The organism is Hydrogenoanaerobacterium sp. (genome assembly GCF_032017025.1).
Lineage (GTDB): Bacteria > Bacillota > Clostridia > Oscillospirales > Ruminococcaceae > Hydrogenoanaerobacterium.
In genome coordinates this window covers 18,832-36,704 of record NZ_DALZQO010000008.1, presented here as the reverse complement: position 1 = coordinate 36,704, position 17,873 = coordinate 18,832, and the positions used below count along the sequence as shown (strand labels likewise).

15 protein-coding genes and 1 tRNA gene are annotated in these 17,873 nt (G+C 48.5%); 11 read left to right on the top strand and 5 right to left on the bottom strand.

What is annotated here, in order from left to right; all coding sequences use genetic code 11:
- Positions 1–143 precede the first annotated feature (143 nt).
- The 5 genes from RTV33_RS06605 to RTV33_RS06585 all read left to right on the top strand — a co-directional run bounded on the left by RTV33_RS06605 (position 144) and on the right by RTV33_RS06585 (position 5,742).
- Positions 144–1,676: an ABC transporter substrate-binding protein gene (locus tag RTV33_RS06605; RefSeq protein WP_312642738.1), complete on the top strand. Its 1,533-nt coding sequence runs from the start codon at positions 144–146 to the stop codon at positions 1,674–1,676.
- A 29-nt stretch (positions 1,677–1,705) separates the two neighbouring features.
- A complete protein-coding gene (locus tag RTV33_RS06600) occupies positions 1,706–2,059 on the top strand; it encodes an Asp23/Gls24 family envelope stress response protein (protein WP_312642736.1) in 354 nt (117 codons plus the stop codon).
- Positions 2,060–2,090: 31 nt separating this feature from the next.
- Positions 2,091–3,752 (top strand): DAK2 domain-containing protein, encoded by a 1,662-nt coding sequence (locus tag RTV33_RS06595; RefSeq protein WP_312642735.1) that lies wholly within the window; start codon positions 2,091–2,093, stop codon positions 3,750–3,752.
- A gap of 219 nt (positions 3,753–3,971) precedes the next feature.
- Positions 3,972–4,742: a type III pantothenate kinase gene (locus RTV33_RS06590; RefSeq protein WP_312642733.1), complete on the top strand. Its 771-nt coding sequence runs from the start codon at positions 3,972–3,974 to the stop codon at positions 4,740–4,742.
- 352 nt (positions 4,743–5,094) lie between these two features.
- On the top strand, positions 5,095–5,742 hold the full coding sequence (locus RTV33_RS06585; RefSeq protein ID WP_312642732.1) for an ECF transporter S component: 648 nt from the start codon (positions 5,095–5,097) through the stop codon (positions 5,740–5,742).
- An 84-nt stretch (positions 5,743–5,826) separates the two neighbouring features.
- On the opposite strand, the gene RTV33_RS06580 is transcribed toward RTV33_RS06585, so the two are convergent.
- Both RTV33_RS06580 and recG read right to left on the bottom strand, forming a co-directional pair.
- Positions 5,827–6,474, bottom strand: a complete 648-nt coding sequence (locus RTV33_RS06580) for a pentapeptide repeat-containing protein (protein ID WP_312642731.1) — start codon at positions 6,472–6,474, stop codon at positions 5,827–5,829.
- Positions 6,475–6,484: 10 nt separating this feature from the next.
- On the bottom strand, positions 6,485–8,509 hold the full coding sequence (gene recG, locus RTV33_RS06575; protein WP_312642730.1) for an ATP-dependent DNA helicase RecG: 2,025 nt from the start codon (positions 8,507–8,509) through the stop codon (positions 6,485–6,487).
- Between the two features lie 129 nt (positions 8,510–8,638).
- Between recG and RTV33_RS06570 the strand changes: the two genes are divergently transcribed.
- Positions 8,639–8,714 (top strand) — tRNA-Lys (locus RTV33_RS06570).
- 107 nt (positions 8,715–8,821) lie between these two features.
- On the opposite strand, the gene RTV33_RS06565 is transcribed toward RTV33_RS06570, so the two are convergent.
- On the bottom strand, positions 8,822–10,486 hold the full coding sequence (locus RTV33_RS06565) for a hypothetical protein (protein ID WP_312642729.1): 1,665 nt from the start codon (positions 10,484–10,486) through the stop codon (positions 8,822–8,824).
- Between the two features lie 159 nt (positions 10,487–10,645).
- On the opposite strand from RTV33_RS06565, the gene RTV33_RS06560 reads away from it, so the two are divergent.
- From RTV33_RS06560 to RTV33_RS06550, 3 genes are all read left to right on the top strand, one after another.
- On the top strand, positions 10,646–11,338 hold the full coding sequence (locus RTV33_RS06560; RefSeq protein ID WP_312642727.1) for a response regulator transcription factor: 693 nt from the start codon (positions 10,646–10,648) through the stop codon (positions 11,336–11,338).
- On the top strand, positions 11,335–12,399 hold the full coding sequence (locus RTV33_RS06555; protein ID WP_312642725.1) for a HAMP domain-containing sensor histidine kinase: 1,065 nt from the start codon (positions 11,335–11,337) through the stop codon (positions 12,397–12,399). The genes RTV33_RS06560 and RTV33_RS06555 overlap by 4 nt, the downstream gene beginning before the upstream one ends.
- A 164-nt stretch (positions 12,400–12,563) precedes the next feature.
- Complete coding sequence (locus RTV33_RS06550) at positions 12,564–13,682, top strand: acid shock protein (RefSeq protein ID WP_312642723.1); 1,119 nt, start codon at positions 12,564–12,566, stop codon at positions 13,680–13,682.
- Positions 13,683–14,062: 380 nt separating this feature from the next.
- Here the strand turns inward: RTV33_RS06550 and RTV33_RS06545 are convergent, their stop codons facing one another.
- Positions 14,063–15,130: a HAMP domain-containing sensor histidine kinase gene (locus RTV33_RS06545; protein ID WP_312642721.1), complete on the bottom strand. Its 1,068-nt coding sequence runs from the start codon at positions 15,128–15,130 to the stop codon at positions 14,063–14,065.
- Positions 15,127–15,801, bottom strand: a complete 675-nt coding sequence (locus RTV33_RS06540) for a response regulator transcription factor (RefSeq protein WP_312642719.1) — start codon at positions 15,799–15,801, stop codon at positions 15,127–15,129. The genes RTV33_RS06545 and RTV33_RS06540 overlap by 4 nt, the downstream gene beginning before the upstream one ends.
- A gap of 232 nt (positions 15,802–16,033) precedes the next feature.
- On the opposite strand from RTV33_RS06540, the gene RTV33_RS06535 reads away from it, so the two are divergent.
- The gene (locus RTV33_RS06535) at positions 16,034–16,813 is read left to right on the top strand and encodes a dihydroorotate dehydrogenase electron transfer subunit (protein ID WP_312642717.1); all 780 of its coding nucleotides are present in this window, start codon (positions 16,034–16,036) and stop codon (positions 16,811–16,813) included.
- Positions 16,806–17,726, top strand: coding sequence for a dihydroorotate dehydrogenase (locus RTV33_RS06530; RefSeq protein WP_312642714.1), 921 nt, complete (start codon positions 16,806–16,808; stop codon positions 17,724–17,726). The genes RTV33_RS06535 and RTV33_RS06530 overlap by 8 nt, the downstream gene beginning before the upstream one ends.
- Positions 17,727–17,873 lie beyond the last annotated feature (147 nt).

Sequence of the window (17,873 nt, the reverse complement as noted above, 5' to 3'; positions counted from 1 at the left end):
GCACATCCTACGGCAGGGCTGAAGTGATTCGGCTTTGCCGTTTTTTATTGGTGCGGCTGTATTTATGCGAATAGTACTTGTTCAAATAGGCAAAATGGGGTAAAATAAAGGGTACAAATGATATTTGCTTTTTGGAGGAACCTATGACCAAACGAATGATAGCGATTATTTTGTCGCTTTCTCTCCTCTGCGCCCTGCCGGCAGGCTGTGGTCTGAGGCTTTCCGGCGCAGGCGACCTTGCGGGAACATCCGGACAGAATGAAGCCGAAACGGAAAATGAATCTGCACTGCATGCGATTGATACGTTAAAAATTGCATATAATAATACCGATTCTTTGAACCCCTATCTTGCAGCCAGTACGATGAACCTGAATGTGATTTCATTGCTGTACGATCCTCTCGTAAAGTTGGATCAGCAGTACAATGCGCACAATATCATAGCAGAAGATATTCAGCTCACCGCACAGCAGTGTGTTGTCACCATCAAACAGGGGGTTCAATTCAGCAATGGTGCAGCCGTTACAGCAGATGATGTGGTATATTCGGCAAAGCAGGTGCTTGCCGAGGGCAACAGCTACTCCGGCCTGCTCAGCGGCGTCAGCGAGGTAACTGCCACCGACAGCCGCACCGTGGTGTTCACACTGAACACACCCGACCGCCTGTTTGCGAATTTGCTCACCTTTCCGATTGTCAGCGAGGCAAACCCCCTAATTGGCAGCGGGCGCTATGTTTTACAGGGCAGCGGTGAGAATGCAAAGCTTACGGTGAACCCCAATTGGTACGGAGACAACAAGAGCCAAATCAAAACCATTGAATTAGTCAACCAATTAGATAAAGATACATTGATTTATAGCCTGAAACTTGGTACAATAAATTATGTCTATTCCGACCTTTCGGGCAATGACGCATTGTCTCTCGGAATCAGCACACAGCGGGTTCCGCTGAATCATCTGGTTTACCTTGGAATGAACAGCACCAAGAAAATTTTGTCGGATGTCCGCATGCGCAAGGCACTGAACCTGTGCATCAACCGTGCCGAGCTGGTGGGCAGCACCTACGCTTCTCGGGCAGTTGAGGCGCATACACCGTTTAACCCACAGTGGGCTGAGGTTGCAGCGTTAAGTAGCAAGCAACAGCAGGATTTTGGTGCGGCTGCCGCGCTGCTGGAGGAACTTGGTTATAAGCCCGCGAACAAAGACAGCGAGGGGTATTACACCACTTCGCGGGGCAGGCTTCGCCTGCGGTTGCTAGTGAACTCTGAAAATTCAAGCAGGGTGCAGGTTGCAGAAGAGTTGAAAAAGACGTTGAAAGAGTTTGGGATTGAACTGGTGATTGATGCCAAAACCTTTGATGCTTACAAGACCGCGCTGGCGCAATGGGATTTTGACCTGTACCTTGGCGAAGTAAAGCTGTACAACAACATGAACCTTACATCAATGCTTTCTTCCAAGGCAAAGCTTGGCTTTGGCGTTGTGGATAACGAGGCGATGATCGCCGCCAACAGCGCACTGATGGCAGGAACAATCGATACCCAAGCGTTTATTGACGCATTTTACAATTTTACACCATTTATCCCGCTAATGTACCGCAGCGGCATGGTTTCGTTTTCACGCGAAACTTATTTTGATGCTTCCGCCACTGAGCAGGATATTTTTTATAACATAGAATTATGGTAACGGCGATTCGCCGCAAAGGAGGAGTTATTTTGGTTAAGCTGGAAACTCATCTGGGAGAAACAAATATTTCACAGGAATATTTTGCAAATCTCGTTGGTCACGCAGCGTCTGAATGCTTTGGCGTTTCTGGCATGGCGGTAACCGACGCAACACAAAGTCTCAGGTCGGTCATCACCAAAAAGCAGGCGCCCGATCAAGGTGTACGTGTGCGTCTTTCAAACGGCAGGCTGGTAGTAGACCTGCACATTATGGTCACTTACGGCGTCAATATCGCTGTTATTGTCAAAAGCATTGTCAATCGGGTACGCTATACAGTAGAAGAAGCAACCGGCATGGAGGTTGCACGCGTCAATGTATTTGTCGATTCCATGAAGACAGAGTAAGGCAATCTAACCTTAAAAGGAGTGTTTATTCGTGATAGAAGGATCACAGCTGCGTGACGCGTTTATTTCTGCGGCGCATAATATAGAAAACCAAAAGCAGGCGGTTGATGCACTCAACGTTTTTCCGGTACCTGATGGAGATACCGGAACCAACATGTCGATGACCATTACAGCGGCAGCCCGTGAGCTCGGCACACTGGAGGATAACATCACCGTGGCACAGGCCTCGCAAACAGCCGCCTCCGCTTTGCTGCGCGGCGCGCGTGGTAACTCGGGCGTTATTTTATCGCTGCTGTTCCGTGGCTTTTCCAAGGGGCTTGCAGGCAAGCACAGTGCCGATGGCACCGACATTGCCGATGCCCTAGCCAAGGGTGTGGAGGCTGCCTACAAAGCGGTTATGAAGCCCACCGAGGGTACGATACTCACCGTTGCGCGTTTTGCGGCAGAACGTGCGAAGGTTGTGTGTAAAAAAGACAACGACCCCATCTATGTCTGGAAAGAAATTATAGATGCGGCCAAAGACGCGCTGGATAAAACCCCTGAGATGCTGCCTGTGCTGAAAAAAGCCGGTGTGGTAGATGCAGGCGGCAAGGGCCTACTCGTAATCTTTGAAGGTATGATGAGCGTGTTCCAGGACGGCACCATCATAGAGAGCACGGCAGCCGATCAGAAAAAGATTGCGGTTTCGTGGGACGAAGGCAGCAGAGATGCGGCGGCAGAGTATGAGGGCGAGGACATCACCTTTACATACTGCACCGAGTTTATCGTCGTTAAGAAAGAGGATGCAGAAGACGCTTTGAAGCTGCGCGCTTTCCTCGAATCGATTGGCGACAGTGCAGTAGTTGTAGACGACGATGAAATCATTAAATGCCATGTACACACCGACAACCCCGGCAACGCAATGCAGGAGGGACTGAAATTCGGTTACCTCATCAATATGAAAATTGACAACATGCGCGAACAGTTTGAAAAGAAAAAACAGGGCAAGCAGAAAAAAGAGCAGGCAGCCGAGTATGTTCCTGTCGACCCCGACCGAGAGTACGGCTTTGTAGCGGTTGCAGCAGGTGAGGGTTTGCAGAATATCTTTAAAGAATTGGGTGCGGATAACATTGTAAGCGGTGGGCAAACCATGAACCCCTCCACCGAGGATATCCTCTCCGCAATTCACGCCACTCCTGCAAAAACAGTATTTGTACTGCCCAACAACAAAAATATTATCATGGCAGCAGAACAGGCCATTAAGCTGGCGGACAGAAAGGTTTACGTGCTGCAAACCCGTACTGTTCCGCAGGGCATGACGGCAATGCTCAATTTCGACCCCGACGCCGACGCAAACCACAACCAGATGACCATGACCGATGCGTTTGAGCAGGTTGCGACCGGCTCGGTCACCTTTGCAGCGCGTGACTCGGATTTTGACGGGCACGACATTAAAAAGGGCGAGATTCTGGCACTTGAAAACGGTAAGCTTGCCTTTGTCGGCAACGACCTTATGAAAGCAACCGTGAAGCTGACCCGGTCTATGCTCAAAAAGGACACGGCTTTTGTGAGCGTATATTACGGCAGCGATGTAACGGAGGACCAGGCGGCAGCGGTGGAGGAAGCTCTCCGCGCCAAAATGCCCGAAGATGTTGAGATGACGATGCTTTGCGGCGGCCAGCCCGTCTACTACTTCCTGATTGCAGTTGAATAGTGAAATCTGTTCACAAAAATTTAGGTGAGGTGCTCTGAACGGTACAAGGTGTAAGCCTTGCCGCAAAACTACGTTACGATGCTAAAAGGGACGCAAATGCGTCCCTTTTTAGGTTTATTTGCAAATTTGAATCTGAGGCTGGACGAAGTTGACAACTTAGGCAAAATGCTATAAACTAAAGTTGCAAGTTTGGCAGATTCTCCGAAAGGATTGGATATTATGATTTTAGCAATCGATATCGGTAACTCCAACATTGTAATTGGTGGTTACGAGGGAAGCAAGCTGCTGTTCGTTTCCCGCATCAGTACCGACGCTTCTCGAACCGAGTTTGAATACGCGGTCGTGATAAAGGACATTTTGGAGCTGTACAGCTACGACAAGGATAAAATTGAGGGCGCTATTGTTTCTTCAGTGGTACCTCCGCTGTCATCGGTGCTAAAAAATGCAGTGCGTTTGGTAAAGCCGGTGCATATCTTGACGGTCGGTCCCGGTATTAAAACAGGGCTGAATATTAAGATTGACAACCCCGGTCAGCTAGGGGCCGATCTGCTCTCCACCGCGATTGGTGCAATGGAAAAATACCCGCTGCCAGCAATCATCATCGACCTAGGCACTGCTACGAAGTTTACCGTGGTGGATAAGGAAAAGGGCTTTCGCGGCGGTGCGATTATGCCGGGTGTGATGATTGCGCTGGAAGCGTTAAGCAGCAAAACGGCCCAGTTACCGCAGATTAGCTTAGAGGATGAGGTGAGGCACCCCATCGGCACCAATACCATCGACTGCATGAAGTCGGGGGTTATTTTGGGTGCTGCAAGCATGATCGACGGTATGGTTGACCGTTATAAGGCTGCCCTTGGCGAAGACGCTACCGTGATTGCATGCGGTGGTTTGGTAAACGCCATTGTGCCCTATTGCACCAGTGAAATTATAAGGGACGACCACCTTTTACTGGATGGCTTACTCGCACTTTATAAAAAGAATACAAATTAAGCCGTTACTATTTTCAGAACGTTTAGAAATAACGCCAATCAGGCGACAAGCGAAGGAATTAAGGGGCATACTAGCGGTATGCGGGAATTGCCGAGAGCAGTCGACAAAACAGGCGTTGTGGATTAGCAGTCTGATGATAGAATAAAACAGACATTCAGCCCTTGGGCTGAAAACCGCGTACAGCGCGGCGAACATGTTTTATTGCATCGTAATTAAACCAAGTCGCCGGCTATGAAGGCGATAAGCCGAAACCCGGCTTTACGAAATAGCGCAAGCTGTTTTGTGGTTTAAATTATGATATAATTTTATCTGCACTGCATCCCGCTGGGAGCAGTAGCAAGGAGGAATTTCTATGTCAACAAACTCTGCAAAAATCACAAGGCTGACACAGCTGGCGTTGCTGTCGGCAATCCTGTTCATCATGGGCTTTACGCCGCTCGGGTCCATCCCGCTGGGAGGCCCAATTGTGGCAACGCTTGCACAGATTCCTGTGGTGATTGGCGCAATTTTAATGGGCACAGGGGCAGGCGCATTTTTGGGCGCAGTTTTTGGTTTTGTGAGCTTTTTATGGTTTACCATGTATGCTCCGCCGACAGCATTTGTTTTCAGCCCGTTTTACAGTGTTAATCTGGCAGACGGCAATGTACCTAAGGCGATTTGGTTTGCGGTATGCAGTCTTATCATCTGCTTTGTGCCAAGAATTTTAATCGGTGTGGTATCGTCTAAGCTGTATCAAAAGCTGTATGCAAAAACAGGCAGCGTAAGCAAAGCAGCAGCTGTTGCCGGGGTGTGCGGGTCGCTCATTAACACACTGCTCGTACTGCTGGGCATTCTGGTGTTCTTTGCAGCACCCTATGCCGAGGCCAACGGCAATCAGGTGATTTGGGCGATACTGGGCACATCCATTGTAGTCAACGGTATCCCCGAAGCAATCGTAACACCGCTTATTACGGTGGCAGTGGTAAAACCTATGACGCTGGTGAAAAAAAGAGGAAAATGAATTGCAATTAGTATTATATTGATTAAAAAAACCGACTGTATTGATACAGTCGGTTTTTGTGTTATCTGTACAGCAGGAGCAGAATTAGTCTTTGATCAACAGCCCGAGCAGCCGCGACAGATCGCATGCCTGCCGTGCATTTACAGTCAGCCCTTTGAGCTCCTCGCCGCCCACCACAATCCCTTCGATATCGCAGGTGGAAAAATCTAGCCCCTTGAGCGCGGTGCGAAACAGCTCCGCACCGCAAAGGCGACACTGCGTAAATACCGCATAACGGATGGTCATCTCCTGCATCACACAGCCGGAAAGGTCGCAGTTATCGAACGCAACCCCTTTGAGCATTGCCTGAAACAGCTTGGCATAACGTGCGCTGCAGTGGATAAAGTGCGTATTGTTCAGGCCGCAATCGGTAAAGGTTGCACCCATCAGCTTGCAGCCATCAAACACCACGCGCTGAAAGGAACAGTCGGAAAGGTCGAGATTTGATAGGTCACATTTGCGAAAGACCACATCGGTAAATGAGCTTTTGGGCATGGCGCAATCGGTAAAGCGACAGCCGTCAAAGACGCAGTCGGTAAAATCCAGCTTTTCGGCTCGGATGCCCTGCACTTCACACCCGGAAAAATTGATGTGGGCAATATCCTCCTCGTCGCGCTGCGCACAGAGCATGGTGGCGAAAAAATCCACGGTGTTCTGCAAATTAGGGGAGAGTTTGGGTTCTAAAATTTTCATGGATACACCTCTAGATGTTTGCGTTTGCAATCATTTTTTGTACCTGCTCACGCAGCAGAGCATGGGCAGGCTGTGACAGGGTAGGGTCAGCGGAAAGCAGCTCTGCACAGGCATTCTGCGCAAGGCGCAGCAACTTTATATCGGTAAGCATATCCGCTATTTTCAGCTGTGGCAAGCCATGCTGGCGGCTGCCAAAAAAGTCGCCCGGTCCGCGCAGTTTCAGGTCTTCTTCCGATATTTTAAAGCCGTCCGAAGTACCCTTGATGACGGCTAGGCGTTCGATGTCACGATCCGATACAAGAATGCACGAGCTTTCGTTGCTACCACGCCCAATGCGCCCGCGCAGCTGGTGCAGCTGGCTTAAACCAAAGCGCTCGGCGTTCTCAATCAGCATAACCGTGGCATTCGGTACGTCCACACCAACCTCTATGACCGTGGTGGAGACAAGCAGCTGAATTTCGCCCGCAGCAAATGCGCGCATCACCTTGTCCTTGTCGGCAGGCTTCATTTTACCGTGCAGCACACCCACACAGTAGCTGCGAAAATCCTGCTCGGTAAGCTTTTGCGCATATTCGGTCGCCGATTCAAGCCCAAGGTCGGCCTCACCCTGTTCTACCAAAGGGCAGACAATATATCCCTGCTGACCGGTATCGAGATGTCTTTTGATAAAACCATAGGCACGGTGCCGCTTGGCCGAATCAATAATATAGGTTTTGATGGGCTGTCGTCCTTTTGGCAGCTCGTCGATGACGGAAACATCGAGGTCACCATAGATGATAAGGGCGAGGGTGCGGGGGATGGGAGTTGCCGACATAACCAGCACATGGGGGTTGCTGCCCTTTTGCGAGAGCGTCAACCGCTGCGCAACACCAAAGCGATGCTGTTCGTCGGTGATGACCAGCCCTAGGCGTTGGAAAGAGACATTATCCTGTAACAGAGCATGTGTGCCAACGATGAAATCGATCTCACCTGCGGCAAGCTCGGCTTTTACGGCGCGTTTCTGTGCAGCGGTGAGCGAGCCGGTGAGCAGCCCGATGCGCACACCCACAGGGGAAAGCAGTGCGGTAAGGGTGCGGTAATGCTGCTCCGCTAAAATTTCGGTAGGTGCCATCATGGCAGACTGGCAGCCGTTTCGCAGTGTAAAATAGGCGCATGCCGCACCCACCAGCGTTTTGCCCGAGCCGACATCGCCCTGTATCAGCCGGTTCATGGGTGCTTTGCCGCAAAGGTCGGCGGTGCATTCGGCAATCACGCGCGCCTGCGCACCGGTGGGTGAAAAGGGCAGAGCGGCATAGAACGCGTTAAGCGGTACGTCATGCATCTTTGCGCCCGTCTCTGCCTTGTTGCCCGTGCGAAGCGAGGACATTGAAAAGTTGAGAATCAGCAGTTCCTCGAAAATCAGCCGTTTGCGGGCCGTCTCCAGTGCATTTTCAGATGAGGGCTGATGGATATTGCAAAGTGCAAAAGTGCTGTGGCACAACTCATATCGGCGGCGTATGTCATCGGGGAGGGGGTCTTCGATGCTGTCTTGAATTAGTTCCAGAGCCTGTGCTGCATTTGCCCCGATCATTTTGGAGGAAAGCCCCGCAGTAAGCGGATAAACGGGCAAAAAGCTCTGGCTCGCATCGTATAAAAGCACCATAGGCGCGGTCATCTCACGTCGGGTCAATCGCCCGCCTACCTTGCCGTAGAACAGATACTCAGTATCCGATTTCAGTGCATCCACCGTGTATTTTGCGTTAAAAAAGGTGACAATCATATCGGTTACGCCATCGGTCACCGTAACCTTGAACAGCGAGAGCCCTTTGCGGATACGTTGCTCGCCTGTTTTTGCCACAACGGTTGCCACAATGGCACAGGGCTTATCGTATGGGGCGCTTGCAATCGCCTGCGGCTGTGAAAAATCGATATATGCGCGCGGGTAGTAGTGAACCAAATCGTTGATAGTTGAGATGCCCAGCCTACCGTAAAGTACGCCTCGTTTTTCGCCCACCCCTTTCAGAAAACGGATGGGGGTATCCAGTTTAGCATTCATCGTTTCTCACCGCCTGTCGTTATTACTCTATTTTACCTTGTTTATGCGGGAGAAACAAGCAATAATTTAGCGAAAAGCGGTTGACAGGCCATTGATTTGCTGATATAATAAACAAGTTCCAAAAAGTACGAGCCACTAGCTCAGTTGGCAGAGCATTTGACTTTTAATCAAAGGGTCCGGAGTTCGAATCTCCGGTGGCTCACCATAAAAACAGGCTACTCATAGAGTACCCTGTTTTTATTTTGTTTAAAAGGCTAAATTTTTATAGAATAAAAAAGAACCAATCCAGCCGATTGGTTCTTTTTTCATGCCTTATTTGTCTTTGCCGTTGACATAGAAGCCCACGTCGCGTGAAAGCTTTACACGGTCCTCATCCTCATCGTCTTGGTCAATAAATTCCTTGGGGCAATAAGTGAGGCTGTTTTTAGCCTGATCGGTGACCTTGGCGATTACTAAATCAAAGGTGCCGCTTTTCTCGTTCTTTTCAATCGAGAAGGTACCCTCATAGCAACCGGTTGCAGGGTTATAATCCCTGGCAGAGAGCCCAATGCTCAAGCTGCGGCCGCTTTCCTCGTTGCGAAAGCGCAGATAGATGCGGCGAACCCCAGAGTCATCATCACTTGCTTTTGCTAATACGGTCAGTTTTCCGGGGGCGTCTACACCTGCTTGGTTAAACGTGACGCTTTCCAACGCAGGCGGGGTGATGTCGGCAGCCTTGCCCTGATTTTTAACCGTAAAGCTCGGTTCTGCGGGCAGCACGTCAAAATCCGAATGGTCGTCCTCTTCACTTTCGGGGCAGTAGTACTGGCGGTTGCCCGCTTCATCGCTTACCGAAACGCGGTGTAGCTCAAAGGTGCCTGCCTGCTCATATTGGCCTATGTTAATGTTCCTAACATAACAGCCGGTTGCAGGGTTGTAATCATTCTTGCACAGTATTGCTGTAGAGAGAATATGGTTGTTGTCGTTGTTTTTAAAACGCACCGAAATTTGCTTGATGCCCGAAAGATTATCGCTTGCCTTAACCGAAACGGTTACCTTCCCACCTGCCGATACGCTGGTTTTATCAATGCTGATGCCGATAAGTTTTGGTGCGATATTATCTGCGTATTGATTGTTCACCGTAAAGCTGGGTTCTTGTGGCAGTGCATAGCAGTCCCATTTATTGTCATCCTCAATTTCTTTTTGAGGCAGGTATTTGTCTTTATTTTTTGCCTTGTCGGTGAGCACAATGCTTTTTAGCAAAAATTTTCCTTCGGGCTCGTACTGTTCAATGTCAATGCTGCTGTAGTATTCCCCCGCTGCTGTACGGTTTTTTTCGTACAAGGTGAGCGTAAGGGTGCGGTCGTTATCCTCATTTTGAAAGGTAAGCGCTATACGGTCTACCGCAGCAGCGGTTGCCGCCGTCTTCACTGTAACCCCCACACTGCCGTTACCGCTCACCGCAGCTTTAGCAAGGGAAATACTGCTGATTTTTGGTGTTTTTCCCACGTCGGCGCCGTTGGTTACCGTAAAGCTGAGATTTTGCTCTAAGGGCAGGTTATCGTTGACTTTCGAGATACTGCCCTGTGTGGCGTAGGTTTGTGTGTTACGGGCGTAATCGCCAAGGGTGATACTTTTTAGTTCAAATTCACCCGGCTGCTCGTATGCGGGTACGGTGACTTGTTTGCGGAACACACCCGCCGCAGCGTCGTAATCTCTTGAAAGCATTACGGAGCTGATGGTGTGGTCGTTGCTGCTGTTTCGAAATGTTACCGAAACGTCCTTTATGCCCGATCGATCATCGGTTGCCTTTACGGTAACGGTTAAAGTGCCGGACGCGCCAACAGTGGTTTTATCTATGCTCACATTGCTGAGCACGGGTGGTGTCCAGTCAGTTTGATTGGTAATTTTCTCTTGCGCCGCAAAAGCGGTGGTACTGCCTGCTGTCATAGCTGCGGCAAGTGTTATGGCAAGCGCCGCCTTAAGATGCTGTTTCATCTGATTTCCTCCCTGGTTATCATTCATGTTACCAGTATAGACTTTAAAAGTTAAACAGTAATGGAGCGAGGCTTAAGGTTTCTTAATTTTTGCGGCATTTTATTTTTATCTTTAACTGGTATAATAGAAGAAAAGCGGCGATGTAAAGGGGCGGAGAAGATGCAAAGAATTTTAATTGTAGATGATGACAGAGCCATTGCAGGGCTAATGTCGGACGCATTGGAAGATGAGGGCTTTGAAACAACGGTGTGCGGGGATGGGCGGGCGGCACTGGCACTTCTGGAGCAAACGGCGAATATTGCACTGATTCTTTTGGATGTAATGATGCCCAGAATGGATGGGCTGGAGTTTTGCCGCAGAATTCGCGACGTGGTAACCTGTCCCATCATTTTTGTAACAGCGAAAAACCGCACATTGGACACTATGCTAGGGTTAGAAATGGGTGGCGACGATTATATTTTCAAGCCATTTGTGGTGGATGAGCTGGTGGCACGTGTAAAGGCACATTTGCGCCGTGAAAAACGCACGATGCTTAGCGATACCAACGACAGCCTTGTGTTTTGCGGCATTGAGCTAAAGAAGGATAGCCTTGAGGCCTATAAAAACGGTGAGGTGATTGCGCTTTCACCGCGCGAGTTTCGTTTGCTGTATTTTTTTATTAAAAATGCGGGAAAAGTGTTGACCCGAGAGCAAATATTTAACGCTGTGTGGGGTGTGGATTATGGAGACATTGGCACGGTTGCGGTTAATATTAAAAACCTGCGCGATAAAATTGACCCTGATAACGAGTACATAAAAACAGTGTGGGGCGTAGGGTACAAGCTGGTAAAACCGGCGGGTGCTGTACAATGAATTTAAAAAAGCCTTATTTCAGCATTCGCCACAAGCTCACCCTTACCATTTTAATTGCATTTGTGGCGAATTTCGGCTTCTTGGTGGTTTGTTATCTGTTTTTAGTTTCTGACGAAATGCCAAAAAATTTTAGCCAGCTTCAGCAGACGCTTCACCATGTCACCTACCGCAACCTGCTGCTTGCCGAGCTGCTGCTGATTGAAGTAATTCTAATGGTGGTTACCTTTGTCATCTATTTAAAGGTGGTGCGCCCGATTGAGGCGCTAAAAAAGGGGATGGACGATTACCACAACGGCATAAAGCCGAAAGCGGTCAGCCGCCGGGATGAAATTGGTCAGCTGCAAAATCGCTTTGTACAGCTCACCTGCGATATTGAGCGGGAAAAGCAAACGCAAAACCGTATCATTGCCTCTATTTCGCATGACATTAAAACACCGCTTACCTCGGTAATGGGCTACGCCGAGCGCCTGCAAAAGGGCGGGCTTTCGCAAGAGCGTGAGAAGCGTTATATCAGTACCATTTACGACAAATCAGTTTGCATCAAGGATTTGATCGAGGAATTCGATGACTACCTCAGCTGCAATCTACAAAACACACTAAAACTGCAGAGCGTTACGGTAGAGGAACTTTGCCACCTTGTACAAGCAGATTACCGCGATGAGCTGGAACAGATGAAGGTGCGTTTTACCGTGAATAGCAATTGCTCTGCTCAGCGCCTGCGTGTGGATATTGCCAAGCTGCGCAGGGTGTTTGGAAATATCATCGGTAACAGCGTCAAGCACTTTGGGGTAAAAGAGCGCAGTATTGCGGTAACCTGTGAGCCGCAGCAAAATGCAGTGATGTTCTGCATTGCCGACAGCGGCGTAGGCGTTGCGCCTGAAAAGTTGGAACGCATTTTTGAGCCGCTCTACACCTCGGATGCAGGAAGAAGCGTAGCAGGGCTGGGGCTTGCCATCTGCCGTGAAATTGTACACGCACATGGCGGAAAAATTTGGGCAGAAAACAACATATGCGGTGGGCTAAGTATTTTCTTTGTACTAAAACTGCAAAGCGACCGGTAACTTTGTGGTTTCAAGGGACTCCAATAGATTACAGATTTCTTACAAAACTTTTTCAAAACTTTAAAAAGTTCATCTTGGGTTCATACAGCGCCCGTATTATCGTGACAGGATCAGCGGTATACGGAGAACCGCAAGCCTGAAAATTAATTTTGGAGGAAAACACGATGAAAAAAGTACTTTCCCTTGTGCTGGCTGCTGTAATGTGCTTTGGCATGAGCACCGTAGCATTTGCAGCAAAAGATAGCAAACCTAAAAAAATTGCAGTTTTTGATAGCGGATTTGTTTTTTATACCTTTGATGATGACGACAGCAAAAACGCTATGAATCCGGCTGCAGACAAAAACTCCCTTAATGCTGATGAGACCTACTATATCCATGTAACGGAAGAAGATGGTACCGAAATCACAAAACTGTCGGATCTTGACAACTTCAAGGTTCGTTCCAGCATTGACGATGGTGCAGCTTATATTTCTTCGAAACCTTCTTTCGTCATCAAAACAGTAAAAGAGATTGATGGAGCAAAATTGCCTAAATCTGAGAAGATGGCATTTATCACTTTTACAACCGCTGACAAATTCAACATGGAAGAAAAATCTCTTGACATGGAGATTAAGCTTTATGGTGATGATAACAATTGCACAACCAAGGTAGGCACTGAAACTGCAGCGAAAGAAGCAACAATTGATTCTTTCACAAGCTCTGAGGTGAAATACGGCGAGACCGAAGCCAAAACCTATGTAAAAGTTGACGGCCCCATCGTAAAATTCGATGATATCGATGATGACTGCGAGTTGGAGTTTGGTGATGATGAGATCACATTCTTTGTAAATGCAAAGGATCAGAAGGACCTGTTCCTGAGACTGGACGACAGCGACGATGCGCTTGAGGACAAATACCCCAACGCTGACCTGCAGATCGTTTACTTCGCAGGCAACAACAAAGCCTTCCGCCGCAACGGCACACTCACCATCCCCTCCAAGGCTGTTGAGGGCAAAGAGGGCAAACTTGTTGCGCCGCACATTTACGAGAAAAACAACGGCAAACTGTCTGTCTGCAAAGACGCAAAATACGACGATGATAAAGAAGCATTCATCATCAAAACCAACAAACTCGGCAACTACGTGATCTCCGATATCGAGCTTGATGTCAAAGATACAGCTACCGACGACAAGGGCGAAGGCACTGAGAAAAACCCCGATACCGGTGCTAACGATTTCGTAGGCTTGGCAGTTGCTCTGGCAGTTGTTTCTGTTGCGGGCATCGCTGTAGCAAAACGCAAATAAAATAAGCTCCCTTTATAGGCTGTTTTTAAAAGCAGTACCGGTCTCCGTCGGTACTGCTTTTTTATGCAGCAATAGTAGATAACATTTTTGTAACCGGATTACTTTAATTTTTAGCCGGAAGTTCACAGTAGATTCATACGGGCGGGGTATTCTATAGATAAGCCAAAAGCAACTGCTGCAATAGTGCAAATGCAGCATTGGCTAGGAACTTCAATTCCTCCATGAATTGAAATCTTCTCCAAAAGCGAATGGACAGTGATGTTTCTCCGCATCACTGTCGCTTGCTTTCCCTTGCTTAGTTAATCCCCCCTAAACAAAGGGATTAGTGTCCTGATAGAAAAAAGACGATGACGGAACCGCTTTCCCGTCATCGTCTTTTTTTACAGGTTGTTAGGCAAAACAGGCAGAGAAATGGTAAAGGTGGTTCCCTCGCCAAGTTTGCTTTGTACGGAGATTGTTCCTTTGCTCAGTTCCACAATGCGCTTTGCAATCGCTAAACCGAGCCCGTTACCGTAATGGGAACGCGATTCATCTGCCTGATAAAACTGTTCAAAGATGTGTTCCTGTGCGGTGTCGGAAATACCAATCCCATTGTCGGATATGGAAACCTCGATATTTTTACATTTGCGGTGCAGTGTCACACCCAACGTACCGCCCCGGTTCGAAAACTTAATGGCATTGTTCAGCAGATTAATCCAGACCTCTTGCAGCAGGTCGCGGTAGCCTAAATAGCTAACCGCATCAAGGTCAATTTCGAGCTGTAAGTTTTTTTCTTCCCAGCTTTTTTCAAGCATCAAGATGGTTTTGCGTAACTGCTCGTCCAAAGAGAAAGCACATTTTTGGTCGGGTATGGTTCGGTTTTCCACCTGGGACATTTTAAGCAAATTGTTTGACAGATTTGCAAGCCGCTGGGTTTCCTCAATAATGATGTCGGTATAACGCAAAAACTCCTGATGAGGCAAATTTTCATCTTTTAGCAGCTTGGTAAAGCCCTGAATGGAGGTGATGGGCGTTTTAAACTCATGTGAAACATTGCGTACGAAATCTTTCCGTAGGTATTCGTTACGACGTAAATCCTCCACCATGGTGTTAAAGCTGTCAATCATCTGCTCTACCTCACTGGTGCGGAATACCGCGCGCATAATATGGTTGGCGTTCTTTTTAGGCTCCAATCGCACCTTAAAGTTCCCCTTGGCAACCTCCTCCTGTGCATGGGAAAGCTGAGTCAAGGTATTGGTAAGCCGCCTGGAAAGTGCCGCGGTGAGGGCGACGCCGATTACAAGGCAAATTAGAATTACCTCAGACGGCGAGCTGAGCATATTAAAATAAAAAACCACCAAAAAGGTTGCCAGACAGGAGACTAGAAAGATTACGGAGATCGAAAAAACAAACAAAGTTCTTATAGATGGAGAATGTACCATTTTAAGAAAACGATCTTTTAGGCTCATATATTTTTCACCGCCTTGTAGCCGAGCCCACGTACGGTAACCAAGTCGAACTCCTCCAGACTATCAAACTTTTCACGCAGGCGTTTGATGTGTACATCCACCGTGCGCTCGTCACTCATCGCATCCAACCCCCATATTTCGTCCATCAGCTGCTGGCGGGTGAAAATTTGCTGTGGGTAGCTTAGCAGCTTGTACAGCAGATAAAATTCCTTCTTCGGTAGCTCAACTGATTTTTCGGGTGTAGTAACGGTAAGTTTGTTATAATCGAGCTTTACGTTGCCAACGGTCATTTGGTGTTCGCTAACAATTTTCGCACGCCGCAGCAGTGCCGCTACGCGCAGCAGCATTTCGTTCATATCCACCGGTTTTACCATATAATCGTCTATGCCAAGCTCAAACCCTATTTTTTTATCTTCAAAGGTTTCTTTCGCCGTTACCATTAGAATCGGCAGATCATAATTTGCCTGCCTTAGCCCTTCGGTGAGTTCATACCCGTCCATTTCGGGCATCATGATGTCGCTGATCATCAGGTCAATGTGCTGACAATCTAAAATTTCCAGTGCATGTACGCCGTTTTCACAGGCAAACACACGATATCCGGCGCGCTCCAAGCAGGTGGATATTAGCCTGCGCAGGTTTTTTTCATCTTCTACAACTAGTATATGGAACATTTTTTATCCCCTTCCAAGTAAAATATTCCAATTCTATTATAGATTTTGAATGTGAAGTGAGGATGAATTATTTATAATGGCTTTCTAATAAACAGCTGCCGCTGCAATAGAAAGACCGAGCAAAATAGGCGATTGCTCTCCACGTCGCCCCAGAAAATGAGGGTAGAGTTCCTTCTGAAAAACTGATATAATAGGACAGGAAAACATCAGCTGACAGGTTGGAGGAAAAAAGATGAAAAAGGAATTTACCGTAGTGGAGGCACGTATGGTGGCCCCGCATGTGGCAAGCTTGACGGTGCTCGCACCTGAGGTGGCTGAAATTTGCAAGCCGGGGCAGTTTGCGCATGTTTATTGCGGCGGCGGAGTTTACAGCCTCACCCGCCGCCCGCTTTCTATCTCTAAAGTTGAGGGCGACAAGCTGGGCTTTCTCTTTCATGTAAAGGGAGAAGGAACCAAGTGGCTGGCGGACCGCAAGCAGGGTGATTTAGTGGATATTATGGCGCCGCTCGGCTCAGGCTGCTACGAGCTGCCCGAAAATGGAAACATTATTATTGCGGCGGGCGGTATCGGCCTTGCGCCGGTCATCCACCTCGCACAGGTGGCGGTAGCAAAAGGGCTTACTGTGTCGATGGTGTTCGGTGCGCGCGATAAAGACAATGTCTATTGTCTGGAGGAACTGGAGCGCCTTGGAATCCCCGTGCAGGTGGCTACCGAGGATGGCAGTGTGGGCGGGCGCGGCTTTGTTACCGCACCACTGGAGCGTGCTTTGCAGGCCGAGAAGCCCACAGGTATTTTCAGCTGCGGGCCGGTACCAATGCTGAAAGCAGTGGTAAAACTGGCAAAACAATATGGCGTGCCCGTACAGGTGTCGATGGAAGAACGTATGGCCTGCGGCGTTGGTGCCTGCAAGGGCTGTGTTACCACCGTAAAAGACGCAAACGGTACACACTATAAGAACGTGTGCAGCGACGGCCCTGTGTTCAAAGGCGAGGAGGTGTTTTTTGATGAATAAGCCCAATATGAGCGTTGAAATTGCAGGCATTAAAATGAAAAACCCCGTGATGCCGGCGAGCGGATGCTTTGGCTTTGGTGAGGAATACACCCCTTATTTTGACTTAAATGAACTGGGTGCGATTGTCGTCAAATCGGTGACGATGAACGAAACCGTGGGCAATCCCGGGCCGCGTGTGTGTGAAACACCGGCGGGCATGCTTAACGCTATTGGTTGGCAAAACCCCGGTGCAGATGTGTTTATCAACGAGAAGATGCCGTTTCTGCGCCAGTTTAACACCCCTGTGATTGTAAATTTGGCAGGTAAAACCGTAAAGGAATATGCCGATCTTGCTGCAAGGCTGGATGGAGTGGACGGGCTTTCGGGAATGGAGCTGAATATCTCCTGCCCCAATGTCAACGAAGGCGGCGTGGCATTCGGTACCGACCCAAAGCTTGCTGCCGAAGTGATCGGTGCTGTACGCAGCAGCACCAAGCTGCCGCTCATCGTAAAGCTTTCGCCCAACGTAACCGACATTACAGTGATGGCGCGGGCGGCAGAGGAAGCAGGGGCAGACGCCATCTCGCTCATCAATACCTTTACCGCAATTGCAATTGATATTAAAACGAGAAAACCGATTATCGGCAACTTTACGGGCGGGCTTTCCGGCCCTGCCGTAAAACCCGTTGCATTGTATATGACCTACCGTGTGGCGCAAACCGTTAAGGTGCCGATCATCGGTATGGGTGGGATTCTGCGTGCAGAAGATGCGATTGAATTCTTGCTCGCGGGTGCGACCGCAGTTGCAGTGGGTATGGGCACCTTTGTAAACCCCACTGCAATGCCTGAGATTATTCATGGCATTGAGGATTACCTCATTCAGAACAATTTTAATGATGTGCATCAAATCATAGGCGGGCTCATCTGCGATTGAGGTATGCAATCAGAGCAAAAAAACAGGGTCATTCAAGTTACTTGAATGATCCTGTTTTTATATTAGATACACCTTCGCTGTAGAAAGAGTACTGATTCTTTCCCAAATCCTTGGAATAATAGAGCGCCGAATCCGATTTTTTAATTA